The organism is Acidovorax sp. LjRoot118 (genome assembly GCF_964253575.1).
Lineage (GTDB): Bacteria > Pseudomonadota > Gammaproteobacteria > Burkholderiales > Burkholderiaceae_C > Acidovorax.
This window is the reverse complement of the sequence record NZ_CAXURB020000001.1, coordinates 4,124,345-4,149,821: the sequence shown is the minus strand read 5'-3', so window position 1 is coordinate 4,149,821 and position 25,477 is coordinate 4,124,345. Positions and strand designations below refer to the sequence as shown.

The window sequence follows — 25,477 nt, the reverse complement described above, 5'->3', positions numbered from 1 at the left end:
CGGGCCGTTGTTGTTTTTTGTGCCGGCAGGAAGGCCCGGGCGCCAACCCTCTGGCGCCCCAACGGTAACCGGATGTAGCATGGTGGATCGCCTGCTGGGTGGTGGGTGGATCGAAGGGGCACCATGTCGTTCCTGAAGACTCTCAAGGGCCAGATCCTCCTGGTCTCCATTGCCTGCCTGGTGGCGGGGCTCTTGGCCCTCACGGTGGCCAACTACCTCACGGCGCGATCCCAGGCACAGGCCTCGCTGGCCGAGGAGAGCCTGGCCACCGCGCAGAGCCACGCCGAAACCATTGCCGAGTGGGCGCGCGCCAAAAGCGGCATCATCGTCGCGTCGGTGCAGTCCTTCACCGAGGCCGAGCCCGCCAAATCCCTGGCCATGCTGCGCGATGCAGGCCAGTTCAGCACCGCGTACTTCGGCTATGCGGATAAAAAATACGTGTTCTCCGAAGCGCGCAGCCTGCCCCCCGACTACGACCCCACAGCGCGGCCCTGGTATCAACAGGCCGCCAAGGCTGGCGCGCCAGTGGTCACGCCACCGTATATCTCCGCGTCGGACCAGAAGCTGGTGGTGACCTTCGCCGCGCCCGTGGGCAGCGGCGCGGCGCTGAAAGGCGTGGCCGCAGGCGATGTTTACATGGAGTCGGTGGTGGCCAATGTCGCCTCGATCCGGCCCACGCCGCAAAGCTTTGGATTCCTGGCTGCGTCGGATGGCAAGATCATTGCCCACCCCGACGTGGCGCTCACGCTCAAGCCGGTGACGGACCTTTCCAAGGATCTGAGCGCCGAGAAGTTGCTGCAGGTCGCCAAGGACAAGGGCGTGCTGCGTTCGGAGATTGGCGGACGCAGCCGGCTGTTGAGTGTGGCGCCTGTGGCTGGCACACCCTGGATGCTGGTGGTGGCGCAGGATGAGAGCGAGGCCATGGCGCCGATCCGCACCATGCTGGGCACCTCCATCGGCACGGGCATTGTGGTGCTGCTGGTGGCCCTGGTGGTGCTGGCGGGCATCCTGTCGCGGCGGCTGCGCCAGCTGACGCTGGTGCGCGATGCCATGCACGAGATCGGGGCGGGCGACGGCGACCTGTCGCGCCGCATCGACGCGCAGGGCGAGGACGAGCTGGCGCAGATCGCCGCCAGCTTCAACAGCTTTGCCGGCAAGCTCGCGGGCGTGCTGGCGCAGATACGCGACGCCAGCAACTCGGTGCGTGTGGCGGCCGAGGAGATCGCCACCGGCAACCACGACCTGAGCGGGCGCACCGAACTCACCGCGTCCAGCCTGGAAGAAACCTCGGCATCGATGCAGCAACTGACCGAAACCGTGCGCCACAACGCCGAGGCCGCGCGCCAGGCCAATCTGCTGGTGGGCCAGGCCTCCAGCGTGGCCCGGCATGGCGGCTCGGTGGTGGGCAACGTGGTGACCACGATGGACGAGATCAACGCCGCATCGCGCAAGATCAGCGACATCATCGGCACCATCGACGGCATAGCCTTCCAAACCAATATCCTGGCCCTGAATGCCGCGGTGGAGGCCGCCCGCGCAGGTGAGCAGGGCCGGGGCTTTGCCGTGGTGGCCAGCGAGGTGCGCAGCCTGGCGCAGCGCAGCGCCGAGGCGGCCAAGGAGATCAAGCAGCTCATCAGCGCCTCGGTGGAGCAGGTGGCCACCGGCTCGCGGCTGGTGCACGATGCCGGCGCCACCATGACCGACATCGTCAACTCGGTGCAGCGCGTGACCGACATCATGGCCGAGATCACCGCCTCCACCAACGAGCAGAGCACCAGCATCAACGAGGTGGGCCAGGCCGTCTCGCACCTGGACCAGATGACGCAGCAGAACGCCGCCCTGGTGGAGGAGAGCGCGGCGGCGGCACAGAGCCTCAAGGACCAGTCGGTGCGCCTGTCGGAGGTGGTGGGCACCTTCCGGCTGTCCAACGATGGCGGCCACGCAGCGCCACGGCTGGCAGGGCCGCACGACTGAAGCGCGCCGGCCGCACTGCATGGGTGGCCGCGATAATCGGCACCCATGTGCTGTAGCCCTCGTAGCTCGTTCTCGACGCCCCCTTGTCCTTGGCAGACTGCCGGCCCGCCGCGCGAGGGCAGGGCGTGACCCAATCCTTCGACGCCGCCATGGCGGCCTTCGCGCCCGCGCTGCCCCTGGCCGTGGGGCTGAGCGGCGGGGCGGATTCGACGGCCTTGCTGCTGGCCTGCGCGCGGCGCTGGCCGGGGCAGGTGCGGGCCATCCATGTGCACCATGGGTTGCAGGCGGCCGCCGACGGCTTCGAGCGCCATTGTGTGGACCTGTGCGCGCGCCTTGCCGTGCCGCTGGCGGTGCAGCGCATCGACGCCCGGCCACAGCCGGGCCAGAGCCCCGAGGACGCCGCGCGCCAGGGCCGCTATGCGGCGCTGGATGCAGCGCTGCAAGCCCCGGCGATGGCGGGCACCGCAGCCGTGGCCCTGGCCCAGCATGCCGATGACCAGGTGGAGACACTGCTGCTGGCCCTCTCCCGCGGGGCCGGGGTGGCGGGCCTGGCGTCCATGCCCGCCCGGTGGGATCGCGCGGGCCTGCCCTGGCACCGCCCGCTGCTGCGCGTGCCGGGCCAGGCCGTGCGCGACTGGCTGCTGGCACAGGGGCAGATGTGGGTGGAAGACCCCACCAATGCCGACCTGCACTACACGCGCAACCGGATCCGCGCGCAGATCCTGCCCGTGCTCGAAGCCGCATTCCCCGCGTTCCGCGACACGTTTGCGCGGTCTGCCGACAATGCCGCGCAGGCCAGTGCGCTGCTCGACGAGGTCGCCCAGGCCGACCTGGCCGTGGTGGGTGTACCGCCGCAACTGGCCGCGCTGCAGGCCCTGGGCCGTGCCCGCCAGGCCAATGTGCTGCGCCACTGGCTGCGCAGCGCGCACCGCACCACGCCCAGCGCCGCGCAGCTGGCCGAGCTGCTCGGCCAGGTGCTGGCCTGCACCACGCGGGGCCATCGCATCCACCTCAAGGTGGGATCTGGCTTCGTTGTGCGCTCGGGCACCGGGCTCGATTGGTACAATCCCCAGGTTTTGGTCCCTGGGGACTGATCCGTGTCGTCCTGATGAAACCAGCGTGGTTTCGGCAGGAAACCACGGGCCGGTCCCTGCTTTCCCATCTGCACGAAAAACAGCGGCGCGCCAAAACAGTGTCCAACCGGCGCCGTGGCAAGTGTTTCGTCACCCCAGAAATCCAATGGCATTGATCGTTCACAAATACGGCGGCACGTCGATGGGCTCCCCCGAGCGCATCCGCAACGTCGCTAAGCGCGTGGCCAAGTGGGCCCGCGCAGGCCACCAACTGGTGGTCGTGCCCAGCGCCATGAGTGGCGAAACCAATCGCTTGCTCGCCCTGGCCAAGGAGCTTGCGCCCGCGCGCGCCACCGAGGCGTACAACCGCGAGCTGGACATGCTGGCCTCCACCGGCGAGCAGGCCTCGTCCGCGCTGCTGGCGATTGCGCTGCAGGCCGAAGGCATGGGCTCCGTGAGCTATGCCGGCTGGCAGGTGCCCATCCGCACCGACAGCAGCTACACCAAGGCGCGCATCGAGTCCATCGACGACCAGCGCGTGCGCGCCGACCTGGCCAATGGCAAGGTGGTCATCGTCACGGGTTTCCAGGGCATTGACGACGACGGCAATATCACCACGCTCGGCCGTGGGGGCTCTGACACTTCCGCCGTGGCCGTGGCCGCCGCGATGAAGGCCGCCGAATGCCTGATCTATACCGACGTGGACGGCGTGTACACCACCGACCCCCGCGTCGTGCCCGAAGCGCGCCGCCTGCACACCGTCAGCTTCGAAGAGATGCTGGAGATGGCCAGCCTGGGCAGCAAGGTCCTGCAGATCCGCTCGGTGGAGTTCGCAGGCAAGTACAAGGTGCCCATGCGCGTGCTGTCGAGCTTCACGCCCTGGGACATCGACATCAACGAAGAAGCCAAGTCCGGCACGCTGATCACTTTTGAGGAAGACGAAAAAATGGAACAAGCCGTTGTATCCGGCATCGCATTCAACCGCGACGAGGCCAAGATCTCCGTGCTGGGCGTGCCCGACAAGCCAGGCATCGCCTACCAGATCCTGGGCGCCGTGGCCGATGCCAACATCGAAGTCGACGTGATCATCCAGAACCTGAGCAAGGACGGCAAGACCGACTTCAGCTTCACCGTGAACCGCGGCGACTATGCGCGCACCGTCGAGCTGCTCAAGGAAAAGGTCGTGCCCGAGCTGGGCGCGCAGGAAGTCGTGGGCGACGCCAAGATCTGCAAGGTCAGCATCGTCGGCATCGGCATGCGCAGCCACGTCGGCGTGGCCAGCAAGATGTTCCGCGTGCTGAGCGAAGAGGGCATCAACATCCAGATGATCTCCACCTCGGAAATCAAGACCTCGGTCGTGATCGACGAAAAGTACGTCGAGCTGGCCGTGCGCGCGCTGCACAAGGCTTTCGAGCTGGACCAGCCGGTTGCCTGATTGATCCATCAGCCCCCATCTCGGCTGAAGTGCCCCAAAAATGGGGCATAATAGCTGGATTGGAAACGTGACCGAGTGGCCGAAGGTGCTCCCCTGCTAAGGGAGTATGGGGTGTAGAGCCTCATCGAGGGTTCGAATCCCTCCGTTTCCGCCAACCATCAGGAAGAGCCGCCAAGAGTTGATTAAAACTCTCGGCGGCTTTTTTTTCGTCTGCGTTTTCAGACGTGGATAGGTCTTCTGCCATCGCGGCCATGAAGGCTTGTGCGGGGTCTTCACCCAGCACCGCGCGCAATTTCCCCCGAACGCGCCAGTTAGCGGGCCTTTTCCCTTGCTTCATCTGAATCAGCGTCGGCGCTGTCGTGTCTAGCAGTGCGGCTAGCTTCATCTGGCTACCTGCTGCCTTCGCGGCTGCTTCGATCAATTCAGAGATGTCTGCGGGTATTGCAATTTGCGACATGTTTCGTTAGGCTCCAGGGTATTGCAATTTGCAACAGGTTGCGGATTGCTAATTCTCACATACCGGAGCCGCCATGTCCCTATCGCTGCGCTTTCGCACGCCCTCTGCCCAAAAGCGCCCTGGCGATAGCTTGGCGGCTCCCGCCACGGTCGGGCAGGGGGTGTGCACCCCTCCAGTAATCGACGGCCAGTCAGGCGCATGGCTCACATGGCCCGCCCAAGCTGCAACCCTGGAGTTGATCTACGCAAAGCGCGCTGCGCCCGGCAGAAGGGGCCCCGCTTGCGGGGAAGTGGCCGGGCGCGGAGCGCGGCTGTCGATGCTCCCCGATGGTAATCACGGGGAGACCCTAAACGTGGTGCAAGCATGACCCGAGCAAAGCAGTCAGACCTTGTGCTCGATGGCAACGAGGTCAAGCTCCGCTTGAAGGCCGAACGCATGCAAACGCGTCAGCCGGTGCACGTCGATTGGGTCCGGTTCACCGTCAACCTGCGCAACGCCCCCACGCCCACGGTCAATGACCTTTTCCCCCTCCACGACGGCGCACGGTGGAGCGATGACGTCCAGCATTTGGACCGCTATGCACGGCTGGCAAAGCTCCTGCGCGACATGCCCGATGGTGAGTTTGCCGCCTCCGCCCAGGCAAAGACCCTGGCAGAGCAAGCATGCGAAGCCCTCGGCCCCGATTTCAGCGTCTACCCCGAACTGCGCAAGGGCCACGACTTCTACCGCTTCCGCTGGTCCATCGTTCGCAACGACGTCGAATGCGGATGGGTGGGCTTCCTCTCCAGCGGCGAAAGCCCACGCCAGCAAGCCCAGGCCAGCACCATTCACTGCAACCTGTACGGCACTGCCTGCACCTTCGCTAAGCACGGCTTCAATGACCGCCTCGCCGCCGTCGTGGACCGCGTCGAAGCGAAGGTAACCCGCATCGATCTAGCCCTTGATTTCTTCGATGGCATGCGGGGCGGAATGGAGCGAGTGGTAGAGGACTACAAAGCCGGGCTCATGGACCACCACAGCAACCGCCCAAGCTGCAATCAGGTCGGTGACTGGTGCAACGCACGCGGCGGCAAAGGGCGGTCCTTCTACTTCGGCTCGAAGGAAGCGGGGAAGCAAACCAACGCCTACGAAAAAGGCATCCAGCTATTCGGCCCCAAGGATGAAAGCCAATGGCTTCGCATAGAGCTTCGCTACGGCAACAAGCTGCGCGAACTTTCGTCGGACATGCTCCGCCGCCCTGCCGATTTCTTCGGTGGCGCGAGTGACTGGCACGCATCAATCCTGCGTGAAGCCGAAGCCCAGTTCGTGCCCGAGCCAGTGCCCACAAAGCCACGCCTTGCCGTGGAAACCATCCTCGCCGAAGTCAAGCGAAACGTGCAGTGGGTGCGCGACACAGCGGCCCCATCGCTTGCCCTCGCCTTCCAGTTTTTGGGCATGGATGACTTCATCGAACTGGTTAGCCACCAGAAGGCCCCAGGCCGTTTGCAGAAGTTCACTGAAGGCGAAATCAGCAGCGCATACCAACGCGCATTCAAACGCTCAACGGGCTCCGGCTATGGCCGTGTCGGACTTCAGCCCACGTAAGGCCGCAAAGGAAACCAGACCATGAAATTTCAAAACAAAGCCGTCCTGCACGGCATCAAATCGTCCAAAGGCGAGATGGAAGGCCGGGGCTATGACAGCACCACCTTTCACCTGTCCGTTGACCTGGGCCAGTCCAGCAACGGCGAGAGCATCGGCGTCGTCACGCGCCCCTTTAAGTGCGGCGACTCCACCGAGTTCGGCAAGTGGTCCCACCTGAAAAACTCGTGGCCCGTTGGCGGTGTCCTGTGTGACTGCGAATTCGACATCGTTGCCGGTGCCGACAACAGCAGCAAGGTCACGCTCCTGGCCATTAAGCCCGCGCCCCAGGAACGCAAGGCCGCTTGATGCGCTACGTGATCCAGTCCGGCACAACAGGCCAGTTCCTGGCGCCCTCCTTTGAGGATGGACAGCCGGAATGGGTCATGTTGCTTCGCGAAGCCGGTGTGGTCGATGACCTCGAAAGCTGCGCCCAGCTCGTCGAAGACCACACCGAGCCCTTCCACCGCCCCCAGGTGATCAACCTTGACGAACTGCACTGAGCCATGAGCAATGACACCGAACATGAATGCCCTGCTTGTGGCGCTGCTTCTCCTGCTGAGCTGCTGGAAAGCGACAGTGACTACATCACATGTCCCGAGTGCGGTGAGCGCTCCCCTGCCGATGAATGGGAGGGCTGAGTAATGGCCTTGTGCATCACGCTGCAAGCTACCTTGTCTGGTGGTCCCGGTGCCGCGATTTCAACCAGCGGCTACACGCTGCTTCCTTGGGTCATGGGCGAAGCCACCAAGACCGGCGATCAGTACGCCTGCCCGTCCGGCACTCACTTGCTCATGACCATTGCAGAGGTCAACACGCCCCCCGAATTCGTCCTCGACCTGCCCGCCCTCGGCATCACCCCCGAGCACATTTTGTTCGTCGCAGGCATGGGCGCTGCCCTGGTCCTGAGCTCGTATTTATCCGGCTGGGGCGTAGGCCTCGCAAAGGACCTGATCAAAAAAATCTGAGTCGCCAGCGTCAAGGCTCCAAGGCCTTCGCGGTGTCGATTCCCGCCACCAAAATCATCAACCTCTAAGGAGAGATTTCATGCAAGCAACCTTCAAGACCGTGCGCAAGTTTGGCGCCAAGCTGGCCGCCGTTCCCGCCCTGGCGCTGGTCGCAATGTCGGCCCACGCTGCCCCCGGCGATGACCCGCTGCTCGACGTCCTGAACAGCATCAACATCACCGGCATCGCTGCCGCTGTGCTGGTGCTGGCCCTGGCCGTCGTGGGCATCGCACTGGCCTTCAAGGGCCCTGACCTGGGCAAGCGCATCATCCGCAAGATCTAAGGCGCGGCCATGGCCATCGGCGCTCAACTCGCTCTTGTGTGGGCCATCGTGGCTCTTCTTGGCGGCTTGAGCGCCGTCTGTTTTGTGCTCGGACTCAGGGGGCTATAAATGCGAGTTCCACCCATCGCGCGCAATGCGCTTTTCTCTGTCGGTGTTGGGCTGCTGGGGGCCAATTACGCCTATGCAAACGCTGCAGTTGTCACCCCTGCAGCAGGTCAGGCAATCCAGGTCGTAAACGGCGTTCGAAGTGTCGTCGGCGGCGCCGTCGTTGGTGGCTATGTCCTCACTACTGCGTCGCTTGAATTCCTCGGCGGCGCCACCATGCTCGTAGGTGCCCGCATCGCTGGCGGTGCCGCTGTCGCCCTCGCTGCAACCGCTGCAATCGGCCCGCTCGTCGTCGGTGGTCTTGCGCTTGGTGCTGCTGCTGCCGCTACCAAAGATTGGCTCGACGCCGCCCACGCAGAGGGAAAGGCCACGGGCTACCAATACGACCCGACAACGGACACCATCATCAAAAAGCCGATTGATGGCTATGTACCGCCTGCAGGCTTCGAAGGCGTCCCCAATGAAAACAACGGCATCGATGTCGGCGCGTTGGTGGCTCCAGATGGCAACACGTTTGCTACCTATAAGCCGATGATTACTGAGTACGCTGGCAACTGTCCTAGCTACTTCTTCAGGGCCGTCCCCCAAGGTGGGTGCGGTGGCGATACAACCGGTGTTTTCTTCGACTGGTGCCGCCCTACGTCCGGTGGTGGCAGTGGCGGTGGTGCAGGCATGTTTCAGAGCTTTGCCATGTGCCATGCTGCTTCGTCTTTGCCTCAGGTTCCCCCTCCCGTCAAAGTCAAGCCGACCGCCACCGAGTGGGAGCAATTGGCGATGGATCTCGCCGCCATTCCAGTCAATCCCAAAGTGCTCGAGGCCATGGGAAAACCTATTCCCGTTGACCCTGTCCCGGTTCTCAATCCCCCGATCAATCCTTCGTCAAACGACCCGCTGCCCATTGGCGCTACGAACCCCGCGCCCACTCAGACCAGTCGCCCGCTTACCGTCACTGGAACAGCAAGCCCAATCGCTGGCACGTCGCCCCAGCAATACACGCAGCCGGTCACCACCATCACGCCCGCTAACGATGCTGCCAACCCTTACGGTGTGACCTACACCACGGTAAACAACATCACCACGACACCTGCCAATCCAACGCTGCCCGGCAACCCGTCCGTGCCCGGCAATCCATCCGTACCGGGCACCGCAACCCCCAGCACCCCCGATGTTTGCGCGCGCAACCCCACCGCTGCCATGTGCCAGCCCGTGGGCACCATCACCGACCCCAGCATGCCCGCCATCCCCGAGCTGTACGTGCGCAAGTATCCCCAGGGCCTCGTAGGCATCTGGCAGGACAAGACCGCAGCGCTGACGCAAACAAGCCTTGTCACAGTGCTCGGTCAGATGATGCCCACCGGCATTACCGGGGGCACCTGTCCAACGTGGACCATCAATCTCTCTTTTGGTCCTGACTGGGCCGATATGGGCACGCATGAGGTCGCGCCGCCCTGCTGGCTGTGGGACGTTGCCAAGGCCATCATGATCATTTCCGCGCTCATGCTCGCCCGCCAACTGATCTTTGGAGGTTGACCATGCTCGGCGATTTCATCAGCGCCATCTTGGCGAAATTCGTTGCCCTGGCGCAGTGGTTCGGCGAACTCGGAAAGGCCGTCTTCGTTGCCCTGTGGGACCTGCTCCGCGATGCCATGTGCTGGCCCTTTGAGCAGATCATGGACATCGTCGTTTCCGCTGTCTCTGCTCTCGATCTCAGCGGCATCAGCACCTATACCGGCACCTGGGGCACCCTCCCTGCAGAGATCATCAACGTGCTCGGTTTGATCGGTGTCGCCGAAGTCTCGGCAATCATCATCACGGCCATCGGCATTCGCCTGATCCTGCAGCTGATCCCCTTCACGAGGCTCGGATCATGATCAACGGATTGGAAGGAATTCCAGGCTCTGGAAAGAGCTATGAAGCCGTCGTGTACCACGTTCTCGAATCTCTCAAAAAAGGGCGGAAGGTCATCACGAACTTGCCTCTGCAGGTGTCCATGTTCGCTGCCATCGATCCTGCCTATGCGGACCTGATCGAAGTGCTCGCCAAGCCACGCCCGATCCTCGGTAAATGGGATGCCGCCGCCGTCGACGAAAAAGGCAACGGCCAGGCGTACACATTTTTTGAGGATGGTCACACCGAGCAGCCCGGCCCCGCTGTCTCGGTCTTTGGCCACGTGTGGGACTACGTCAGTGACTGGAAGCACCCAGACACCGGACAGGGCCCGCTGTTCGTGATCGATGAATGCCATGTGCCCATACCGCAGATGGGCACCGACACCCAGGTCGTGGAGTGGTTCAAGCTGCACCGGCATTTCAACGCCGACGTGCTGCTGATGACCCAAAGTTTTCGGGATATGAACCAACCCATTGCACGGCTGATCGCTATGCTGATCAAGGTTCGCAAAGCCGACGTCCTGGGCAAGAAAAATGAGTACATCCGCAAGGTCCACGCGGGCTATCGCGGTGCCGTCATCAGCGATGAAAGCCGCCCCTACAAACCGCAGTTCTTCCCGCTCTACAAAAGCCACACTCAGGGCAACAGCGTCGCCGAATCTGCCGCGTCCGACGTCGCCCCTTTCATCGTCAAATTCCGGCGCTTTACCTGGGCATGGTGGGCTGTCACCATCATTGCCGCCGTCTGGTACCTGTGGCCCGCTGACAAGCCCAAAAAGCCAACCGCGGCGAAAGCCACCAGCATCCCCGCTCCGATCGCCAGCGCAAACGCAGCAATAACGCCGCCAAGCCCTGGAAACGCCGGAAGCCATGCCACGGCACCACCACCCGCCAAAAAGGCTTCTGAGCCCGATCCTGATGCAACCCCAGAGCCATATGCAGGCAAGACTCTGCACCTCACTGGCAAGATCACCATGCGCGGCGAAGACGTCTACACCTTCACGGTCAGCAACGCTGCCCAGCGCGTCAGCACCATGGACAGCCGCGACTTGGTCAAGATGGGCTACGTGTGGCAACCGTTGACCGATTGCGCTGGCACCCTGCGATGGGAAGGCAAGCCCAAGGCCATCACATGCGATGCCCCCGCAATGGCGCAATGGTCTGCGGACAAACCAATCGTGGTGAACGCCGGCAAGGATCGCGCCGGCCACTCCACCACCTCGGGCCCTGCCCCCGCCACAGTCCCCATGCCCGAGTTCCAGCGCCCCCAGGATGGCCAGATCACCCAGGCCGACCTAACCGCAGCGCTGCGCCTCAAAAATCCCGCCTACGCCACCGGGCGCAGCAACGTCCAATGAGGTCCATTTGGCGCGTCGTCATGAACACCGTCGTTCGCGCGGTCGTTCGCAAGCTCCTGCGCTTTATTGGGCTGTAGCTGCACGCGCTGCGCGCATCCGGGCGACGTGCTTCGCGTAGGGGTTTGTGGGCTTCGTCCACACCACAAACTCAATCGCCATGCATGCCTGTTTCACGGCCTTCGCCAGCTTGCGCGCGCGACTGGTGGACTCCAGCACCCAGGCCGGGGTGGCTGGCTTCACCGGGTAGGCAATCCGCCCTGCAGCCTTGAACGCCGCGCCGCGCTCTGCCCTGATCGCCCGAAGGATTCGCGTCGTCGGCCGCGACAGGGCCCACACCAGCGCGCGGCCGAACCGCAAAGGCATCTGCAGTGCCAGTGCTTCGGGAAACTTGCGGTAGTTGGCTGCGATCATGGTGCTTCTCCTGAAGGTGTACCGGGCCCCTAGATTCCGAGCCGGACAACTGTTGTCTGTTGCCCGTGCAAGCTGGCCTTGCTTGCACCGTTCCCCTGAGTTCTTCGCCGTGCCTTTAGCGGTATCAGGATTGGGGTTCGGAGTGGGGGAAGGTTTGTAAAGCGAAGCTTTATGAATACCCCCCGGAGAAGCCCAAAGCGCGCAGCGCGGTCCTGATTTAGCGTAGGCCGAAGAGGCGAAGAAATCATGGGGACGGTGTGGGCGCGAACGTCTCACGGGCAATGGACGGCGCGCGCCGAGCGATCACATGCAACGCAGTTGCACAAGCTGTGTTCTTCTGCGATCGCGCCTGGCGTAGCAATGAAAAAGGCCGCTACTCGGGGCCTTCGTTTTTGCTGCTATCGTGCTTGCCAAAAGGAGGAAGGGCATGCACAGAATCATTTATCGGCCTGATAGCACCTGGTTTTTTCTTGTTGATGTGGTGAAGCTCGCGCTGGGCATTTTCCTTGGCGGCATCATGCTGTTTTTTGGTTATGAGGCCCTGATCTCGCACCGGCTAGAGGTTGCCAGTAGCAATGCTGCGGCGCAGTCGATCCAACAGCAGCGCCCTGCTGTGGTTCCTCAATCCTCTGTTCAACCTCAGCCCGACAGAACCAATCGTTCCCGGTAGCAGCCCCCTTTCGCGGCGGCATGTATGCGAAGCATGACAACTGTATAAATATACAGATATCGTGTTCTTTTGTAACACCAGGGAGGGCCAATGCCGTTTGTTGGGTACGCGAGAGTTTCGACACAGGATCAAGACACAGCTTTGCAACTGGATGCCTTGGGGAAGGCCGGGTGCACGGTCGTCTATCAGGAGAAGGCCAGTGGATCGACTCGGCGTGGGCGACAGGAGCTGGCGAAGTGCTTGGCATCGCTGCGCAAGGGCGACGTGTTGGTGGTCTACAAGATCGACCGGATTGCTCGTAGCCTTTTTGATCTGCTCGAAATACTGCGGCAGCTTGAGGGCGTCGGCGCAACCATCAAGAGTGTTACCGAGCCGCTCGATACCACCAACAGCATGGGCGTTTTCGTAGTGCAGATCCTGGGCGCAGTGGCCCAGCTTGAGCGCTCGATGATTCGAGAGAGGTCCATTGCCGGCCAGATTGCCGCAAGGGAGCGGGGAAGGGTGCCCGGCAGAATCAGGGGGCTGTCTAAGGAAGATGAGGCTTTGGTGGTCGCTGAATACGCAGCGAAGGGCATCACCCAGGCGGGCTTAGCCCTCAAATACGGCGTGTCCGATTCCGTGATCAAACGCGCTATCTATCGCGCTACAAAGACGCCTGAGGAGTTGAAACGGGCTAAGTGCTAGGCCCAGCGAAATCATCCGTTTCCGCCAAAACCGAAACCCCTAAGTAGTTGATCTGCTTGGGGGTTTTCTGTTTTCTGGCTTCCTGCCCTTCGACGCTGAACCTATTCAGGTCCTAAATCATGTTTTTTCGGGCTTCTGATGTGTGCCCTATTGCTTGGTTCACCGCCGCCAAATTGGATCCCTTGTCAGCGCTGGGAATCCACTTGGCATAGCCCCGCATCATCACCTGTACCGAGTACCCGTGCTGGTTCGCCACCCAAACCGGATTGGCGCCCGCCATCAGGGCCAGGGTGACGCTGGTGTCGCGGCATTCCTTTGGCGGGCGGTAGCGCACTTGGCTGGTCCGCAGGCTCCTGGTCCACACCTGCAGCTGCTTTTGCTCATCCACGTAGGCGCGGCTGGTGGCGGGGTTGTAGAACACCTGCTTGCCCACGGCCTGGGTGCGCGCCCGTTGGCGGTGTAGCGCGGCCAGCGCACGGCCGTTCAACTCCACCTCGCGCTCGACGTGGGTCTTTGTGCGCTCCTTGTTCTGCCCCATCACCCTGGCCCGCCGAACGACCACCCGACCGAGGCGCAGGTCCACGTCCTCCCACATCAGCGCTATCTGGTCGCTGGCGCGCAGGCCTGCGAACATGCTGAATTCGAAATAGTCCTGAAACACCTCTCCCCACTGCTTGCCGATGGTGGCCAGGATCTCCTCCACCTCGTCGGGCGCGAAGGGGTCAGACTGGTCCTTCTGCACCTTTATGTTGTCGATGCCGGCGGTGGGGTTGGGTAGGGTATTCGGGTGCTTGCAAACCAGCTCGAAGGCAGAGGCCAAGGTAGGCCGCGCGGAGTTCCGCCGCCGCAAGGAGGCCGTCAAGCGCCTGCCCGAGCTGATCGCCGAGGCGCAAGAGGCTTTCAATGCCTACATCCGCGCGCGGGACCTTGGACTGCCGTGCATTTGCTGTAGCCAGCCCTTCGAGCCCATGAAGCCGGGCGGGTCGGTGGATGCGGGGCACTTCCGCAGCCGAAGCACCGCCGGACACCTGCGCTTCAACGAAGACAACGTGTTCGCCCAGCGAAAGAACTGCAACCGCCCAGGCGGCACCACCTATGGCGCGTTCCGTCAGGGAGTTGTGGCCAGGATCGGGGAAGCCCGCGTGCTGGCGCTGGAGACAGACAACCGGGTTCGGAAATGGACGCACGACGAGGTGCGCGGCATCCGGGACGAGTACCGCCAGAAGCTGAAGGAACTGGAGGCCAGCCGATGACGTGCCCCGACTGCACCCAGGCCGAGACCAAACGCCATTGGGGGGGTATCACGCCCGCTGCCAGCGCTGCAAGGTTCGCGCTCTGGCCAACGGGCCGCAGTTCTGGGCTTCCCTGCGCCAGCGGGCCCTCACCGACGCATACCGGGGCGAGCTGCACGACGTGTTCGGCCCCGAGAACATCGCCGCCGGCCATGTCGCCGTGAAGGCAGAACACGCGCGCATGCAGGCGCTGAGCAATTCCAGAAAACCAAAGGGGTGAAGATGACCGCGACAGCAGATTTTGACGAGCGCCTGACCCTCGCCGCGAGCAGCAGCGACCTGACCGTGAGCCTGGAGCGCCGCGGCGACGTGGACCTGCTCATTGCCGCCGGCAAGGCCCCGTTCCCCGTGGGCCGCATGGTGTACCAGCTGATGACTGAATGGGGCGGCTGCGCCAAGCCCAAGCGCCTGACGCACGAGGACATCCAGCGCCTTGCCGAGACCATACCCCGGGTGACCATGGGCAAGAAGGGGCGCAAGGTGCAGGCCCTGGACCTGCCTGGTGCACGGGCCGCGGCCGAGGAGCTCTTGGCCACCGAGCGCCGCCGCATCCTTGGGCGCCTGAAGAGCCTGCCCGCGCTGATGGACCCGCATGCCGGGCTTTTGCCGTGGGTGGTGGCGCGCGGGATGGCCGACCCATCTGTGAAGCTGCTGGACGTGCTGGGCTGGTGGGCCGACCGCAACTGCACCGCCTGTAACGGGACCATGTGGCAGGTGCTGCCGGGCACCAACGTGCAGAGCAAGACGCCTTGCAAGGTGTGCCCCGGGTCGGGCCGGCGCCCAGTGCCGCATGGGGAGGATGGCCGGGCAATCAGCGAGCACATCGAGCGCAATGTGGATCGGGCGAGGGCTGGCGCACGGCGGGCGTTGAAGAGCGTGCCGCTGTTGAAGCACTTTGCCGCGGGAAAGGTGTGATAGCATTGCGCCCGTCAACGCAGACGCCAACGATATCGGCGTCTACCGTTGCAGATCAGCAGACCTGCAGGCCCTACGAAAGCACCACCCGGCGGGGAGCCGGGACCGGCAAACCTTCGTAGGAATCGCACGCCCAGACATTTCAAGCCCGCCAGGTTCACGCCTCGCGGGCTTTTTTAATACTCCGTTAGGTCGGGCTTCGGCGAAAGCACTCTCACCGCTGTGTACTGCATGTCAACGGTGAACTTTTGCGATCCAAGGTTTTGTTCGCCATCGACAAAAGTAAACGTCATTTCGCTGGTTTCACCTTCATCGTGGTCGATAACAAACTGCATGGAGAAACCCTGAGTGCGATCCAAATGGTCTACGTTTTCAGGTGAGTGAGGAATAAAAAGAGAGTCGGTGTAGATGGTCAAATCTGAGCACGCATGCCCAATGTTTGTCACCCGTAGTTTATGAATATGCTTTCTGTTGTCAGGCATGCGGTCGTATCCATCCGATTTGAACTTGAAGACTGGTTGTGCCTGCCGCGTACGGTTGTCTGCGGCAAGCTTCGCAGCGGCTTGGTTAGCGTCAAAAACTTTCGTGTCTAGCGTGTACTGATCTTGTGTGATGCCCACTAGCCTGCCCTGTTGTTGCACAGAGTTTTCGAGTTCTTGGAGCTGAAGCAACAAGGCATCTGAATTGATTTTGAGTTCGCGCCCCTGCTGAAAATAGCCGAGCACAAGCCACCAGATCGCCAAGGGGCCGAACGCACCGGCTAGAAAGTCGCCAAGCTCATTAAGCTTTACGTCAGGGGCGCGCAAAGCTCCCCACTTGCCGTTCACCAGCCAATTCAGAAAAAACAGATAGGCCACGGATCCTGCGATTCCAAGCGCCGTCACTACCCAGCCCAAAGCGGGGCGTTGATATTTTTCTTTCTCCATGCTTTTCCCTTCAAAGAGCTAGAAGTGTGCCAAAGACATCGGCAGGCTGCCCGAACCCCCTAGGTTCGAGGCACACCCGCCGCAACCATTTCCGCGATGTAGCTCAGCCAGGTAGAGCAACGGGTTCATACCCCGTATGTCGGCCGTTCGAATCGGCCCATCGCAACCATTCATCGACCGCATCCCGACAGCCAGCGTCGGCGGCAGGCGGAATCTCCCCGCAAGCTTTGGAGCTGGAAAGCGAACGGCAGTTGCCACCCTCAGGGGAAGTCCGATGGCGATAGATTGACTGAAAATAGGTGGCGTACCATGTCGGAAATAGAGGATTCCAAATGGCCACTACAAACCTAATTGCCGATGTCGGCCCGGCCCTTGTGGCTCACGTGTCTTCTGCTGACACGCTCTTTCGAGACAGGGTATTGCGGGTTCGTGCTGAGAGCATGGCACACGGGGTGTTGCATGGCTCGCGCACGACTATGGCCGTTTTCGAGGCTGGTAAGTCTGTTTTTGACATGCACGCCAAAGTCCTTTATGAGGACGTTCTGCAGTTGTCTGTTTCCTACTTGGGAGATGAAGCGGGTTCTCGAATTCAAGAAATTCAGGAGCTGTACAGTGCGGTCGCCGACGCAATTGCAAAGCAGCTCTTTGGCATTGCGACTAGTTCGGTGCCCGCGATCCAAGACGGATTCCAGACTCAGTTTGAATCCAGCTTCAACGATCGTGTGAAGGTCGTCACCGAAAGCTACGTCGCGCGGCTGAGGATGGACGTGCCAGGCAAACTTCGAGCGCTGATGCCAGCGCCTCAAGCGGTGTTCCATGGCCCCGTTGCAACCGCTGTTGTCGGGAACAGCAACACCGTTCACAGCAGCCAGCATGTTGGCATGTCAGGGGATAGCTTGGCGGCTTTGTTGAAGGCGATATCGGAGCTTCGCAGCGTGGTCGAAAGCGATACCACGATTGCTGAACAAGAGCGCGCGGCCCGACTGCGTAGCTTGGAAGTGCTGGAGAACGAGGCTGAACAGCCATCGCCGAGTAAGTACGCCCTTGGTGGGTTGCTGAATGGCGTGTCCGCCTGGACGCAAGGGATGGCGGCTGCGCCAGGGGCGGTAAGCGCTATCAATGAGTTCCTTGCCAGGCTGGGATAGAGTTTATTTGCAAACCAAAAGTGCCACCTTCGGGTGGCTTTTTCGTTTCCGAGGGGTAGAACATGGGCCGCCTGCAGACCATCAAGCCCAGGCTGACCGCCATCAACTCCAACCCGGTTCGAGTTCTTGCCACGAAGGCGGGAGTATCCGAACGGGTGAGAGGTAGCGCATGGATGGCCCGCAAGGCCGCAGTGCAGGAGCGCGATTGCTTCACCTGTGCCGCATGTGGGCTGGTGAGAGCTGACCACGACGTGGATCACATCGTTCCCCTTGAGCAGGGTGGTGATGCCATGGCGCTAGCAAACCTGCAACTGCTGTGCTCTGGGACAGACCGCTGCCACGCGAAGAAGACGGCGCGAGAGGCCGGACTGAGGGCGAGTCGTGGATGGAGTCAAAAGTAGGGCGGAGCCGAAACCCCGCCCTCCCTTTAAAGCAGTATCCCGAGGATTGCCAAGATCGCGTTGACGGGGAACGTCAAAGCAACCTTCAGCTTTCCATGCTGCACACTGAGCGTGATCATGGATCACTCCAGGTTCGCGTCAGCGGGCCCGCCAACTTGTACAGAGTCGGCATTTTTATCGTGCCTTGCCGGGCACTAGCTGCCTGCCTAGGATGGCTTAACAGCGGGTTCGGCTCCAGAGTTAAGCGCTTGTCCGCGGCACAGCCGTAAGGGGCGCTTGCCCCGTTCACCTTCAGCCCCTTGCGAGGTCCGGGCGGCTTGCGGCCACCGGCGACGAGTGTAGCCCTCCTCAGTGGTGCAAACGGTCAGGGAAAACCGCCAGGGGGTAGGCGGGGGAAAACTCCAAAACCTGGAAAGCCAGGAAACCCCGTCGTATCCCACGCGCGCCAAAAACCCCCTGTTTGAATTCCAGCCAGGGGAAATCAAAGAATCAAAGGATTGAAAAATGCCTCGTGGTGGAGCCCGACCCGGTGCTGGCCGGAAGCGGAAGCCCGCCCCAGCGACCCCTGCAGCTGGTCCGGTGGTGGACGCCCAGGGCTACAAGACCGACGCCGCGCCCGAGGGCTGGCCGTTCGGAAAGGAGCCGCCAGCTGGATTGCACCCCAGTCGACTTCAGCCCCTTAGCAGCGCAGACTTGTCGCACCGCTCGCGCCGGTGTAGCGGATCTCGAAAGGTTGAGCCAAATTGATGATTGTGGGAACGGCTGCAATAACGCCCTCCTTTGAACCGGGCGAGACCAGTTGTCCTGAACCACTCCAGCCACCGGAAGGCACCAGCACCGCAGAATCGGCATCGAAGGTGTACAACGAAACATCAACCGTGTTCGTGCCTTGGATGAAGAACAGTGAGCTGGTGAAGAAGTACGGATTTCCTGCAGTTGCAGTTACCCGCATGTTGATTTTGCGGTTGTCTGGCTCAACCGTGAAATCCCCAGAAAGCGATTGGCTCGAACGCGCTTCAAGAACACCACTGCAAGTGCGGCCAACTGCGGCCACGTTCACGACCTTCACAGAGTAAGTGGCCGTCAGGGGTTGCCCTTGATGCGTGAAGCTGGCAGTGGCAACGGCGTTGACATCGGCCGTAACACTGGAGGCGGTGAAGACGCCAGAAGATGATATCGAGCCGGCCGACGCAGGCACCACGGTCCATGTAGGATTTGCGGCGACGGTTGTTCCATCGGCATTTTGAACGACAGCCGCCAAGGTGATGGAGCTCGACTCATTTACCGTAGTGGGACCGGATAGTTTGAGCGAGGCAGTTGTGCTTTGCGAAACCGCCTGAGGCACGAACGTAACTGAGTTCGGATCCCATTTGAACGTCACATCCCAGTTGCCGGCGCCAGGTACAGCCAAGCGCTTGATGACAATGGTGTCCTTCCCGGTGCTCTGAAACGACGAGCCGGACACGTCGATTTCGATTGCCGATGCTGACAGCGCCAGCGTTGATGCGATGGCTGCGCAGGCTGCTTTGATTGACCAGGAAGATTGCATTTCGATTCCCTATGAAAAGCGACTATCGTAACCAGTCGTATCAGCGAAGCAAGGAATACTTCCCTCGTCTAACTCACCCGATTGGGTGATGGATCTGTTCGGCGATGCATCGTCCCGCCAAGGCGTTCAGCAGGCCAGCGTTAGCCCGAAATGGCAAGGTGGTTTGATGGGTATCGGCCTCGTTGCCGACCCGCAGGGCGCGGACGCAAGGGATGAATTCCCTACCGAAACAGCGCAAACCAGAGCAGCGGCCCCACGATCAGGGCGCTCGCTGCGCTGAGGACGGCTTCGGTTTTGGGGCTGAAGCGCCCCGATGTCTGCGCGACCTGCTGAACCAGCCAGCCCACACCGCTGCTCAATGCAAGCAGGTAGGCCAGGTTCAGCGCGCCGGCAAGGCCCACGGTGCCCCGTGGCGGGTCCATTGCTGCAAAGGCAATGGGCGGAACAAGACAACAACAGATGGCAACCACGATCCAACGCATGGTTTCCTCCTTGTGGATGGCGATTCATTGTGCGGTGCGGGCAGGTTTTCAGCCATCACCGATTTGGGGGAGGGAGGGCAGAGCGCTCGCACGCCCGAATCAAGTTGGTACATTTCGCCGTGGCTTTGGACCGGTTCTTGAGCCCATCGATGGGGCCGGCCGCGATCAGATGGCGCACGCAGGGGGAAAAGAGGGAATGTTGAAAAGCAAGTTCATGCGCTGGCTCCTGTTGCTGCCGGCCGCATTCGCGGTCGCCTTCCTGGCGCAGCGCCTGACCAAGGTCATCAGCGCCTGGCAGATGGGCCATGGCGTGCTCGGCACGCTGCTCATCGAACTCGGCTCCGGCGCCATGCTGGGGGCGGTGTTCGTGCTGACCGGCGTGGCCATGGCGCCTTCGCACCGCCGGCAGGTGGCGATGGCGCTGTTCACCATTGTGGCCATCGTCTTCGGGATCACGGTGTTCACCGCGCTCCTGTTCGAGGGGGAGATGTGGGTCTACGCGAATGGAACAGCGATGCTTGTGGGCGCACTGGCGGTGGCCTACCCCCGGATCTCTGCCTCCAGCGCATCGCGCAGGGTGTGAAAACACCCAGCGTTTTAGGCCGGGGTGGCAAGAAAACGCTTGCCAGCCGGCCGCAGGAGGCGCAAGGTATTGGCATTGAAGGATCTTCCCCAGGTCAGTGTGGGGCCAAAAATCCATAAAAAATGACCGGTGCAGACAGCCAACGACCGTTGGCTGGCAGGGAAGGGGCAGGGCAAATCACGCTTCAGACCGGCCTCGGCCGGCGGATTGCGCGCATGCGCGCCCAACACAGGGAGAACTTCGCGATGAATTTCCTGCAAAGCCTGAGCATCAAGACGCGCCTTGCCATCGGCTACGCCGTTCTCGCATGCGCCCTCATCCTGGTGGCGATCATGGGTGTACGGGGGCAGTCCCTCACCCAGCAGAATCTGGAGGTTCAGGTCAACCACCTGGACGTTATCAAGGGTCTGGGCAACAGTGTTCTCGATGCCGCCAATGCCAGGGCCGTGTCGGCGCGCAACCTGGTGATCGCCAGTTCCAAGCCCGATGCGGACGCCGAACTCAAGCTGATCGGCACGGCCCATGAAGCCGTGGGCAAGGGGCTCAAAAACGTGGAAGAGGCCCTGAAAGCCGCGCCGCCCGATGCGGCCGTGCCGCTGCAAAAGCTGCTGGCCCAGGTCAAGGAGACGGAGGCGGCCTACGGCCCTATTGCCCTGGAGATCACGCGCCTGGCGAGCGCGGGCGAGAAGGATGCAGCCATCCAGAAGATCAACGCCGAATGCCGGCCGCTGCTGACCCGGCTGGTCGGCAACATCGACGCCTTTCTGGCAGAAAGCGACAAGGTCAGTCAGCGGGCCATCGACCAATCGATGCGCCAGTTCGAATCCCTGCGCATGCAGCTCATTGTGCTGAGTGTCGCCGTGGTCATTTTTGCCGTGGTGATTGGCTACCTGACCACGCGCTCCATCGTTGGGCCGCTGGGTGAGGCGAGTGCTGCGACCGAGGAGTTTGCCAACGGCAATCTGGCACGCCCGATGGTGACCCGTGGCAACGACGAGATCGCTGCGCTCGTGTCCGCCATGGAGGCCATGCGCCAGAGCCTCTCGGGCCTGGTGGCCGGCGTGCGCGAGGGGTCGATGAGCGTGTCCACCGCCAGTTCGGAGATCGCCCAGGGCAACCAGAACCTGTCGACCCGCACGGAGCAGCAGGCCAGCGCCCTGCAGCAGACGGCCGCCTCGATGGAGCAGCTCGGCTCCACCGTCAAGCAGAACGCGGACAATGCGGTCAACGCCAACCGGCTGGCCCATTCCGCCTCCACCATCGCCCAGCAGGGCGGGGAGGTGGTGGCGCAGGTGGTCGAGACCATGAAGGGTATCAACGACTCGAGCCGCAAGATCAACGACATCATCAGCGTGATCGATGGCATCGCCTTCCAGACCAACATCCTGGCCTTGAATGCCGCCGTGGAGGCCGCACGCGCGGGTGATCAGGGCCGTGGCTTTGCGGTGGTGGCTGGCGAGGTGCGCACCCTGGCCCAGCGCAGCGCCCAGGCGGCCAAGGAGATCAAGCAGCTCATCACCGAGAGCGTGGGCCGCGTGGAGCATGGCACGGCCCTGGTGGACAAGGCCGGCGCCACCATGGGCGAGGTGGTGGCCAGCATTGGCAGCGTGACCCGTCTCATGGGCGAGATCAGTGCCGCCAGCTCGGAGCAAAGCTCGGGCGTATCGCAGGTGGGCGAGGCCGTGACGCTGATGGACCAGGCCACGCAGCAGAATGCGGCCCTGGTGGAAGAGATGGCGGCCGCTGCATCCAGCCTGCGCACGCAGGCCGACGACCTGGTGAAGTCGGTCTCGGTCTTCAAGATCGACGGCAGCGGGCAACCGCAACTGCTGTTGCATTGAGCCCGGCAGGCGAGCGCCTGCGGTGGGCTGCACTGACCGGCTCGCCCGGCTTTTGCGGCCGGGCCGGCACCGGAGTCCGGCACCCAAAAAAACAGGTTCTCACAACTTTTCTGCGCGCCTTGCAGTTCAATCAGGTCCTGTACGCCTCCCTTGTCCCATCGCGGCGTTTTTGCAGGAACCTGAATGATCAAAGCCATGCTCATCGGAGACTCGGTCCTCTACGGCGCTCAGGGCGCGGGGCGCCTGGCCGTCCCGCCGCGCCAAACACTGAACACCGCCCAGGCGGTCTATGACTTCTGCTACGACCATTCCATGCCGGGCGCCAGCTTCGCGCTGCTGCTCTCGGATGACCCTGCCGAGCGTGCGTTGGCCGGGCTACCGGGCGGCATCGCCCTGGCCGACCTGCTGGCGGCAACCGATGCGGGGGCCGTGCTGATCAACCTGGGCGGCAACGACAGTGCGGACCCCGAAGTCCTGCCCGCCAACGTGAAGCGCGTGGCGTCTATCTGCAAGCTGGCCGGCAAGGCCTTCGGCTTCGTGGGCGTGATCGACGTGAACGTGGCCTCTTCATATGCCTACGAGCCCCTGGGCACGAGCTTCTGGGATTCGGGCTACCTGGCCAGGGTGTCCGGCATCGCCGCCGTGGCCGAGCTGCTGCGCCAGACTTGTGCCTACCAGGACTACCCCTATGTGGACGTCCGTAACGGCGTGACCATCAGCGACTGGGACGGCGTCACCGGCGACATCGTGCACCCCAGCCAAGCCTACAGTATCCAGATCTTCACGCACGTGGCACACATCATTGCGGGGACGTGACGTCTCATCAACCGCGCGCTGCGGTGGCTCAACCGCCCGCGCCATGCATCTCCTGCAGGCGCCGCTTCTCGGCGTCGGTCATGCCGAGGTATTCATCCTGCACCTGCTCCCGGGTCTTGGCAGGGGCCGTCTTTGGCGTTGGCAGTGCCATGCCGCGCGAAAGCAGGGCCAGGGTGCCGTCCTTGCGGGCGGCCTCGATCTCGCCGAGCAGTTCGCTGCGCTGGCGGTTGCTGGCCTGCTGGTGGTCGGGGTGCCGGGTGTAGCCGATCTCTCCGCCGGCCGGGTGGTACACCGCCGAGGCTTGAACGGGGGCCGCGATGGTCAGGGCGGCCAGCGACAGGAGGAGGGCTTTGCGTGCGGTGGTCATGGTCTGTATCCTTTCGGTTGGTTGGGTGAATGGACCTCACTGTAGAAAGCCACCACCGTCCAAACCCCCACGCGCAGATGACGAATTTGTAATCCGCGTGCAGACCCGGTTCTTCGACAATCCGGGCATGAAAATCCTGCTTATCGAGGACGAGGTCAAGCTCGCGCAGTACCTGCGCAAGGGGCTCACCGAGGCGGGCCACGTGGTCGACGTGGCGCACGATGGTGTCGATGGCCTGCACCTGGCGCTGCAGGGCGACTACGCCGCGCTGGTGCTCGACGTGATGCTGCCCGGCATCGACGGCCTGAGCCTGCTGGCCGCACTGCGCAAGACGCGCCAGACCCCTGTGCTCATGCTCACCGCACGTGTCGGGGTGGACGACCGCGTGCGTGGCCTGCAGACCGGGGCGGATGACTACCTGGTCAAGCCCTTTGCGTTCTCGGAGCTGGTGGCCCGCATCGAGGCCATCGTGCGGCGTGGCCAGGCCGGCGTGCCGGCGGGGGAGTCTGCGGCACTGCTGCGGCTGGCCGACCTGGAGCTTGATCTGCTGCGCCGCAAGGCCTCGCGCGCTGGCCAGGCACTGGCCTTGACGGCGCAGGAGTTCCTGCTGCTCACGCTGTTTCTGCGCCGCCAGGGCGAGGTGCTGTCGCGCACCGAGATCGCCTCGCAGGTCTGGGACATGAATTTCGACAGCGAGACCAACGTGGTCGAGGTCGCGGTGCGCAGGCTGCGCAGCAAGATGGACGTGCCCTTCCCTGCGCCCCTGTTGCACACCATCCGCGGCATGGGCTATGTGCTGGAGGAGCGCGCGCCATGAGGGAGGGCGCACCGGCGCCGGTGTCGCCGGGCTCGCTGCGCAGCCGGCTGTCTTGGTGGCTGGCGGTGCAGAGCTTTGCCGGGCTGGGCGCTGTCTGCCTGGTGGTCTACCTGGTCACGGCCGCAGGTTTCGGAGCCCGGCAGGACGATGCACTGCGGCAGAAAGAAGGCATCCTGCGGCATCTGCTGGGCAGCGAAGAGGGGCATGCCGCCTCCATGCCCCAGGGCCGGCATGCGCTCGATGACTTCCTCGCCGGGCATGAGAACTTCCGCCTGCAGGTCACCGGGCCCGATGGGCAGCAGGTGTACCCACCGGCGCCCTATGCCAGGCCCCTTGCGGCCTGGCGCGAGCTGCGCTTCGAAGTGGCCCGTGCGGCCGCCGCGCCATCGCAGACCGCAGCCACGCTCCAGGTGCAGCTGCGCATGGATGTGCAGCCCGACGATCTACTGCTCGGCCGCCTGGCGGCCACCCTGGTGCTGGCGGCCCTGGCTGGCACTGTGGTCGTCTCGCTGGGTGGCTTCACGCTGGTGCATCTGGGCCTGGCACCTGTGCGGCAGATGGCCGCGCAAACGCGCCAGCTGTCTGCCTCCACGCTGCACCAGCGGCTCGACGGCGCAGGGCAACCGGCCGAACTGCAGCCGCTGGTCGAGCAGTTCAACGCGCTCCTGGGCCGGCTGGAAAAGGCCTATGCACAGATGGAGGGCTTCAACGCCGACGTGGCCCACGAGCTGTGCACGCCGCTGGCCACTCTGTTGGCCAGCAACGAGCTGGCCCTGCGCAAGCAGGGCAGGGACCGTGGCCCGCAAGGCGGGGGCGAAGTGGCCGAGGTGCTGTCGTCCAACCTCGAAGAGCTACACCGCCTCACAAGCATCGTGAGCGACATGCTGTTCCTCTCGCAAGCTGATCGGGGCGCCCGTGCGCGCCGCGCGCCGGTGGCCAGCCTGGCCGCCGTGGCCGCGCAGGTGGGCGACTACCACGAGGCTGCGCTGCAGGATGCGGGGCTCACCCTGCAGGTCGTGGGCGATGCCGCAGGCGACTTCGACGTGCCGCTGCTGCACCGCGCCCTGTCCAACCTGATCGGCAATGCCACGCGCTACGCCGCACCGGGCAGTGCGGTGCGGGTGCGCATTGCCCAGCAGCCTGCAGGGGCCGTGCAATTGGTGGTGGAAAACACCGGCCCCGATGTGCATCCCCAGGTGCTGGAGCGGCTGTTCGACCGTTTCTTTCGGGGTGACACTGCGCGCAGCCATGGCCAGAAGAACCACGGCCTGGGCCTGGCGATCACGGATGCGATTGCCCGCATGCATGGCGGGTGCGCGGTGGCCAGCTCGGCCGGGGGCGTCACGCGCATCGGGCTGGTATTGGCTGCCGGGTAGT

The 25,477-nt window shown here is 63.1% G+C and carries 29 protein-coding genes and 2 tRNA genes; 24 read left to right on the top strand and 7 right to left on the bottom strand.

Annotated elements, in window-relative coordinates; genetic code table 11:
* Positions 1-123: 123 nt before the first annotated feature.
* From ACSQ9E_RS19645 to ACSQ9E_RS19630, 4 genes are all read left to right on the top strand, one after another.
* Positions 124-1,974, top strand: coding sequence for a methyl-accepting chemotaxis protein (locus ACSQ9E_RS19645; protein WP_436218908.1), 1,851 nt, complete (start codon positions 124-126; stop codon positions 1,972-1,974).
* A 125-nt stretch (positions 1,975-2,099) separates the two neighbouring features.
* The gene (tilS, locus tag ACSQ9E_RS19640) at positions 2,100-3,068 is read left to right on the top strand and encodes a tRNA lysidine(34) synthetase TilS (RefSeq protein WP_436218907.1); all 969 of its coding nucleotides are present in this window, start codon (positions 2,100-2,102) and stop codon (positions 3,066-3,068) included.
* Between the two features lie 145 nt (positions 3,069-3,213).
* Entirely contained in the window at positions 3,214-4,482 is a 1,269-nt protein-coding gene (locus ACSQ9E_RS19635) for an aspartate kinase (RefSeq protein ID WP_057264263.1), read from the top strand.
* Positions 4,483-4,543: 61 nt separating this feature from the next.
* Positions 4,544-4,636: transfer RNA gene (locus tag ACSQ9E_RS19630), tRNA-Ser, on the top strand.
* On the opposite strand, the gene ACSQ9E_RS19625 is transcribed toward ACSQ9E_RS19630, so the two are convergent.
* Entirely contained in the window at positions 4,604-4,939 is a 336-nt protein-coding gene (locus tag ACSQ9E_RS19625; RefSeq protein WP_436218906.1) for a hypothetical protein, read from the bottom strand. The two genes, ACSQ9E_RS19630 and ACSQ9E_RS19625, sit on opposite strands and share 33 nt — an antisense overlap.
* Before the next feature lie 363 nt (positions 4,940-5,302).
* Between ACSQ9E_RS19625 and ACSQ9E_RS19620 the strand changes: the two genes are divergently transcribed.
* The 8 genes from ACSQ9E_RS19620 to ACSQ9E_RS19585 all read left to right on the top strand — a co-directional run bounded on the left by ACSQ9E_RS19620 (position 5,303) and on the right by ACSQ9E_RS19585 (position 11,201).
* Complete coding sequence (locus tag ACSQ9E_RS19620) at positions 5,303-6,523, top strand: replication initiation factor domain-containing protein (RefSeq protein WP_436218905.1); 1,221 nt, start codon at positions 5,303-5,305, stop codon at positions 6,521-6,523.
* Positions 6,524-6,544: 21 nt separating this feature from the next.
* The gene (locus ACSQ9E_RS19615; RefSeq protein ID WP_436218904.1) at positions 6,545-6,868 is read left to right on the top strand and encodes a hypothetical protein; all 324 of its coding nucleotides are present in this window, start codon (positions 6,545-6,547) and stop codon (positions 6,866-6,868) included.
* On the top strand, positions 6,868-7,062 hold the full coding sequence (locus ACSQ9E_RS19610; protein WP_436218903.1) for a hypothetical protein: 195 nt from the start codon (positions 6,868-6,870) through the stop codon (positions 7,060-7,062). The genes ACSQ9E_RS19615 and ACSQ9E_RS19610 overlap by 1 nt, the downstream gene beginning before the upstream one ends.
* Positions 7,063-7,203: 141 nt before the next feature.
* A complete protein-coding gene (locus ACSQ9E_RS19605) occupies positions 7,204-7,527 on the top strand; it encodes a hypothetical protein (RefSeq protein WP_436218902.1) in 324 nt (107 codons plus the stop codon).
* Positions 7,528-7,606: 79 nt separating this feature from the next.
* The gene (locus ACSQ9E_RS19600; RefSeq protein ID WP_179683710.1) at positions 7,607-7,849 is read left to right on the top strand and encodes a TrbC/VirB2 family protein; all 243 of its coding nucleotides are present in this window, start codon (positions 7,607-7,609) and stop codon (positions 7,847-7,849) included.
* A gap of 108 nt (positions 7,850-7,957) precedes the next feature.
* The gene (locus ACSQ9E_RS19595; RefSeq protein WP_436218901.1) at positions 7,958-9,484 is read left to right on the top strand and encodes a hypothetical protein; all 1,527 of its coding nucleotides are present in this window, start codon (positions 7,958-7,960) and stop codon (positions 9,482-9,484) included.
* Positions 9,485-9,486: 2 nt separating this feature from the next.
* Positions 9,487-9,825: a DUF2523 family protein gene (locus ACSQ9E_RS19590; protein WP_179683708.1), complete on the top strand. Its 339-nt coding sequence runs from the start codon at positions 9,487-9,489 to the stop codon at positions 9,823-9,825.
* Complete coding sequence (locus tag ACSQ9E_RS19585; protein WP_436218900.1) at positions 9,822-11,201, top strand: zonular occludens toxin domain-containing protein; 1,380 nt, start codon at positions 9,822-9,824, stop codon at positions 11,199-11,201. Before ACSQ9E_RS19590 ends, ACSQ9E_RS19585 begins: the two co-directional genes overlap by 4 nt.
* Positions 11,202-11,264: 63 nt before the next feature.
* Here the strand turns inward: ACSQ9E_RS19585 and ACSQ9E_RS19580 are convergent, their stop codons facing one another.
* Positions 11,265-11,612: a hypothetical protein gene (locus tag ACSQ9E_RS19580; RefSeq protein ID WP_436218899.1), complete on the bottom strand. Its 348-nt coding sequence runs from the start codon at positions 11,610-11,612 to the stop codon at positions 11,265-11,267.
* Positions 11,613-12,039: 427 nt separating this feature from the next.
* Between ACSQ9E_RS19580 and ACSQ9E_RS19575 the strand changes: the two genes are divergently transcribed.
* The gene (locus ACSQ9E_RS19575) at positions 12,040-12,282 is read left to right on the top strand and encodes a hypothetical protein (protein ID WP_436218898.1); all 243 of its coding nucleotides are present in this window, start codon (positions 12,040-12,042) and stop codon (positions 12,280-12,282) included.
* A gap of 90 nt (positions 12,283-12,372) precedes the next feature.
* Positions 12,373-12,966 carry a recombinase family protein gene (locus ACSQ9E_RS19570; RefSeq protein WP_436218897.1) on the top strand — a complete coding sequence of 198 codons (594 nt, stop codon included), beginning with the start codon at positions 12,373-12,375 and terminating at the stop codon, positions 12,964-12,966.
* A gap of 112 nt (positions 12,967-13,078) precedes the next feature.
* Here ACSQ9E_RS19570 and ACSQ9E_RS19565 read toward each other — a convergent pair whose 3' ends face one another.
* Positions 13,079-13,786, bottom strand: coding sequence for a tyrosine-type recombinase/integrase (locus tag ACSQ9E_RS19565; RefSeq protein ID WP_436218896.1), 708 nt, complete (start codon positions 13,784-13,786; stop codon positions 13,079-13,081).
* Between ACSQ9E_RS19565 and ACSQ9E_RS19560 the strand changes: the two genes are divergently transcribed.
* Together ACSQ9E_RS19560 and ACSQ9E_RS19555 are read left to right on the top strand one after the other, a co-directional pair.
* The gene (locus ACSQ9E_RS19560; RefSeq protein ID WP_436218895.1) at positions 13,758-14,219 is read left to right on the top strand and encodes a recombination protein NinG; all 462 of its coding nucleotides are present in this window, start codon (positions 13,758-13,760) and stop codon (positions 14,217-14,219) included. The two genes, ACSQ9E_RS19565 and ACSQ9E_RS19560, sit on opposite strands and share 29 nt — an antisense overlap.
* A gap of 261 nt (positions 14,220-14,480) precedes the next feature.
* The gene (locus ACSQ9E_RS19555) at positions 14,481-15,173 is read left to right on the top strand and encodes a hypothetical protein (RefSeq protein ID WP_436218894.1); all 693 of its coding nucleotides are present in this window, start codon (positions 14,481-14,483) and stop codon (positions 15,171-15,173) included.
* A 176-nt stretch (positions 15,174-15,349) separates the two neighbouring features.
* Here the strand turns inward: ACSQ9E_RS19555 and ACSQ9E_RS19550 are convergent, their stop codons facing one another.
* Positions 15,350-16,099: a hypothetical protein gene (locus ACSQ9E_RS19550; RefSeq protein WP_057264255.1), complete on the bottom strand. Its 750-nt coding sequence runs from the start codon at positions 16,097-16,099 to the stop codon at positions 15,350-15,352.
* 92 nt (positions 16,100-16,191) lie between these two features.
* Between ACSQ9E_RS19550 and ACSQ9E_RS19545 the strand changes: the two genes are divergently transcribed.
* The 3 genes from ACSQ9E_RS19545 (at position 16,192) to ACSQ9E_RS19535 (ending at position 17,645) form a co-directional block, all read left to right on the top strand.
* Positions 16,192-16,268, top strand: a tRNA-Met gene (locus ACSQ9E_RS19545).
* Positions 16,269-16,431: 163 nt separating this feature from the next.
* On the top strand, positions 16,432-17,244 hold the full coding sequence (locus ACSQ9E_RS19540) for a hypothetical protein (RefSeq protein ID WP_157421822.1): 813 nt from the start codon (positions 16,432-16,434) through the stop codon (positions 17,242-17,244).
* Between the two features lie 62 nt (positions 17,245-17,306).
* Entirely contained in the window at positions 17,307-17,645 is a 339-nt protein-coding gene (locus ACSQ9E_RS19535; protein ID WP_082607825.1) for an HNH endonuclease, read from the top strand.
* A 679-nt stretch (positions 17,646-18,324) separates the two neighbouring features.
* On the opposite strand, the gene ACSQ9E_RS19530 is transcribed toward ACSQ9E_RS19535, so the two are convergent.
* Positions 18,325-19,194, bottom strand: a complete 870-nt coding sequence (locus ACSQ9E_RS19530) for a hypothetical protein (RefSeq protein WP_436218893.1) — start codon at positions 19,192-19,194, stop codon at positions 18,325-18,327.
* A 221-nt stretch (positions 19,195-19,415) separates the two neighbouring features.
* Positions 19,416-19,676, bottom strand: coding sequence for a hypothetical protein (locus ACSQ9E_RS19525; RefSeq protein WP_428001895.1), 261 nt, complete (start codon positions 19,674-19,676; stop codon positions 19,416-19,418).
* 214 nt (positions 19,677-19,890) lie between these two features.
* Between ACSQ9E_RS19525 and ACSQ9E_RS19520 the strand changes: the two genes are divergently transcribed.
* From ACSQ9E_RS19520 to ACSQ9E_RS19510, 3 genes are all read left to right on the top strand, one after another.
* Positions 19,891-20,259, top strand: a complete 369-nt coding sequence (locus tag ACSQ9E_RS19520; protein ID WP_162262230.1) for a hypothetical protein — start codon at positions 19,891-19,893, stop codon at positions 20,257-20,259.
* A 245-nt stretch (positions 20,260-20,504) separates the two neighbouring features.
* Complete coding sequence (locus ACSQ9E_RS19515; protein WP_436218892.1) at positions 20,505-22,100, top strand: methyl-accepting chemotaxis protein; 1,596 nt, start codon at positions 20,505-20,507, stop codon at positions 22,098-22,100.
* 183 nt (positions 22,101-22,283) lie between these two features.
* The gene (locus ACSQ9E_RS19510; RefSeq protein ID WP_436218891.1) at positions 22,284-22,916 is read left to right on the top strand and encodes a hypothetical protein; all 633 of its coding nucleotides are present in this window, start codon (positions 22,284-22,286) and stop codon (positions 22,914-22,916) included.
* Positions 22,917-22,944: 28 nt separating this feature from the next.
* Here the strand turns inward: ACSQ9E_RS19510 and ACSQ9E_RS19505 are convergent, their stop codons facing one another.
* The gene (locus tag ACSQ9E_RS19505; protein WP_436218890.1) at positions 22,945-23,283 is read right to left on the bottom strand and encodes a DUF4148 domain-containing protein; all 339 of its coding nucleotides are present in this window, start codon (positions 23,281-23,283) and stop codon (positions 22,945-22,947) included.
* Between the two features lie 127 nt (positions 23,284-23,410).
* On the opposite strand from ACSQ9E_RS19505, the gene ACSQ9E_RS19500 reads away from it, so the two are divergent.
* Together ACSQ9E_RS19500 and ACSQ9E_RS19495 are read left to right on the top strand one after the other, a co-directional pair.
* Positions 23,411-24,100, top strand: coding sequence for a heavy metal response regulator transcription factor (locus ACSQ9E_RS19500; protein ID WP_436218889.1), 690 nt, complete (start codon positions 23,411-23,413; stop codon positions 24,098-24,100).
* Positions 24,097-25,476, top strand: coding sequence for a heavy metal sensor histidine kinase (locus ACSQ9E_RS19495; protein ID WP_436218888.1), 1,380 nt, complete (start codon positions 24,097-24,099; stop codon positions 25,474-25,476). The genes ACSQ9E_RS19500 and ACSQ9E_RS19495 overlap by 4 nt, the downstream gene beginning before the upstream one ends.
* Position 25,477 lies beyond the last annotated feature (1 nt).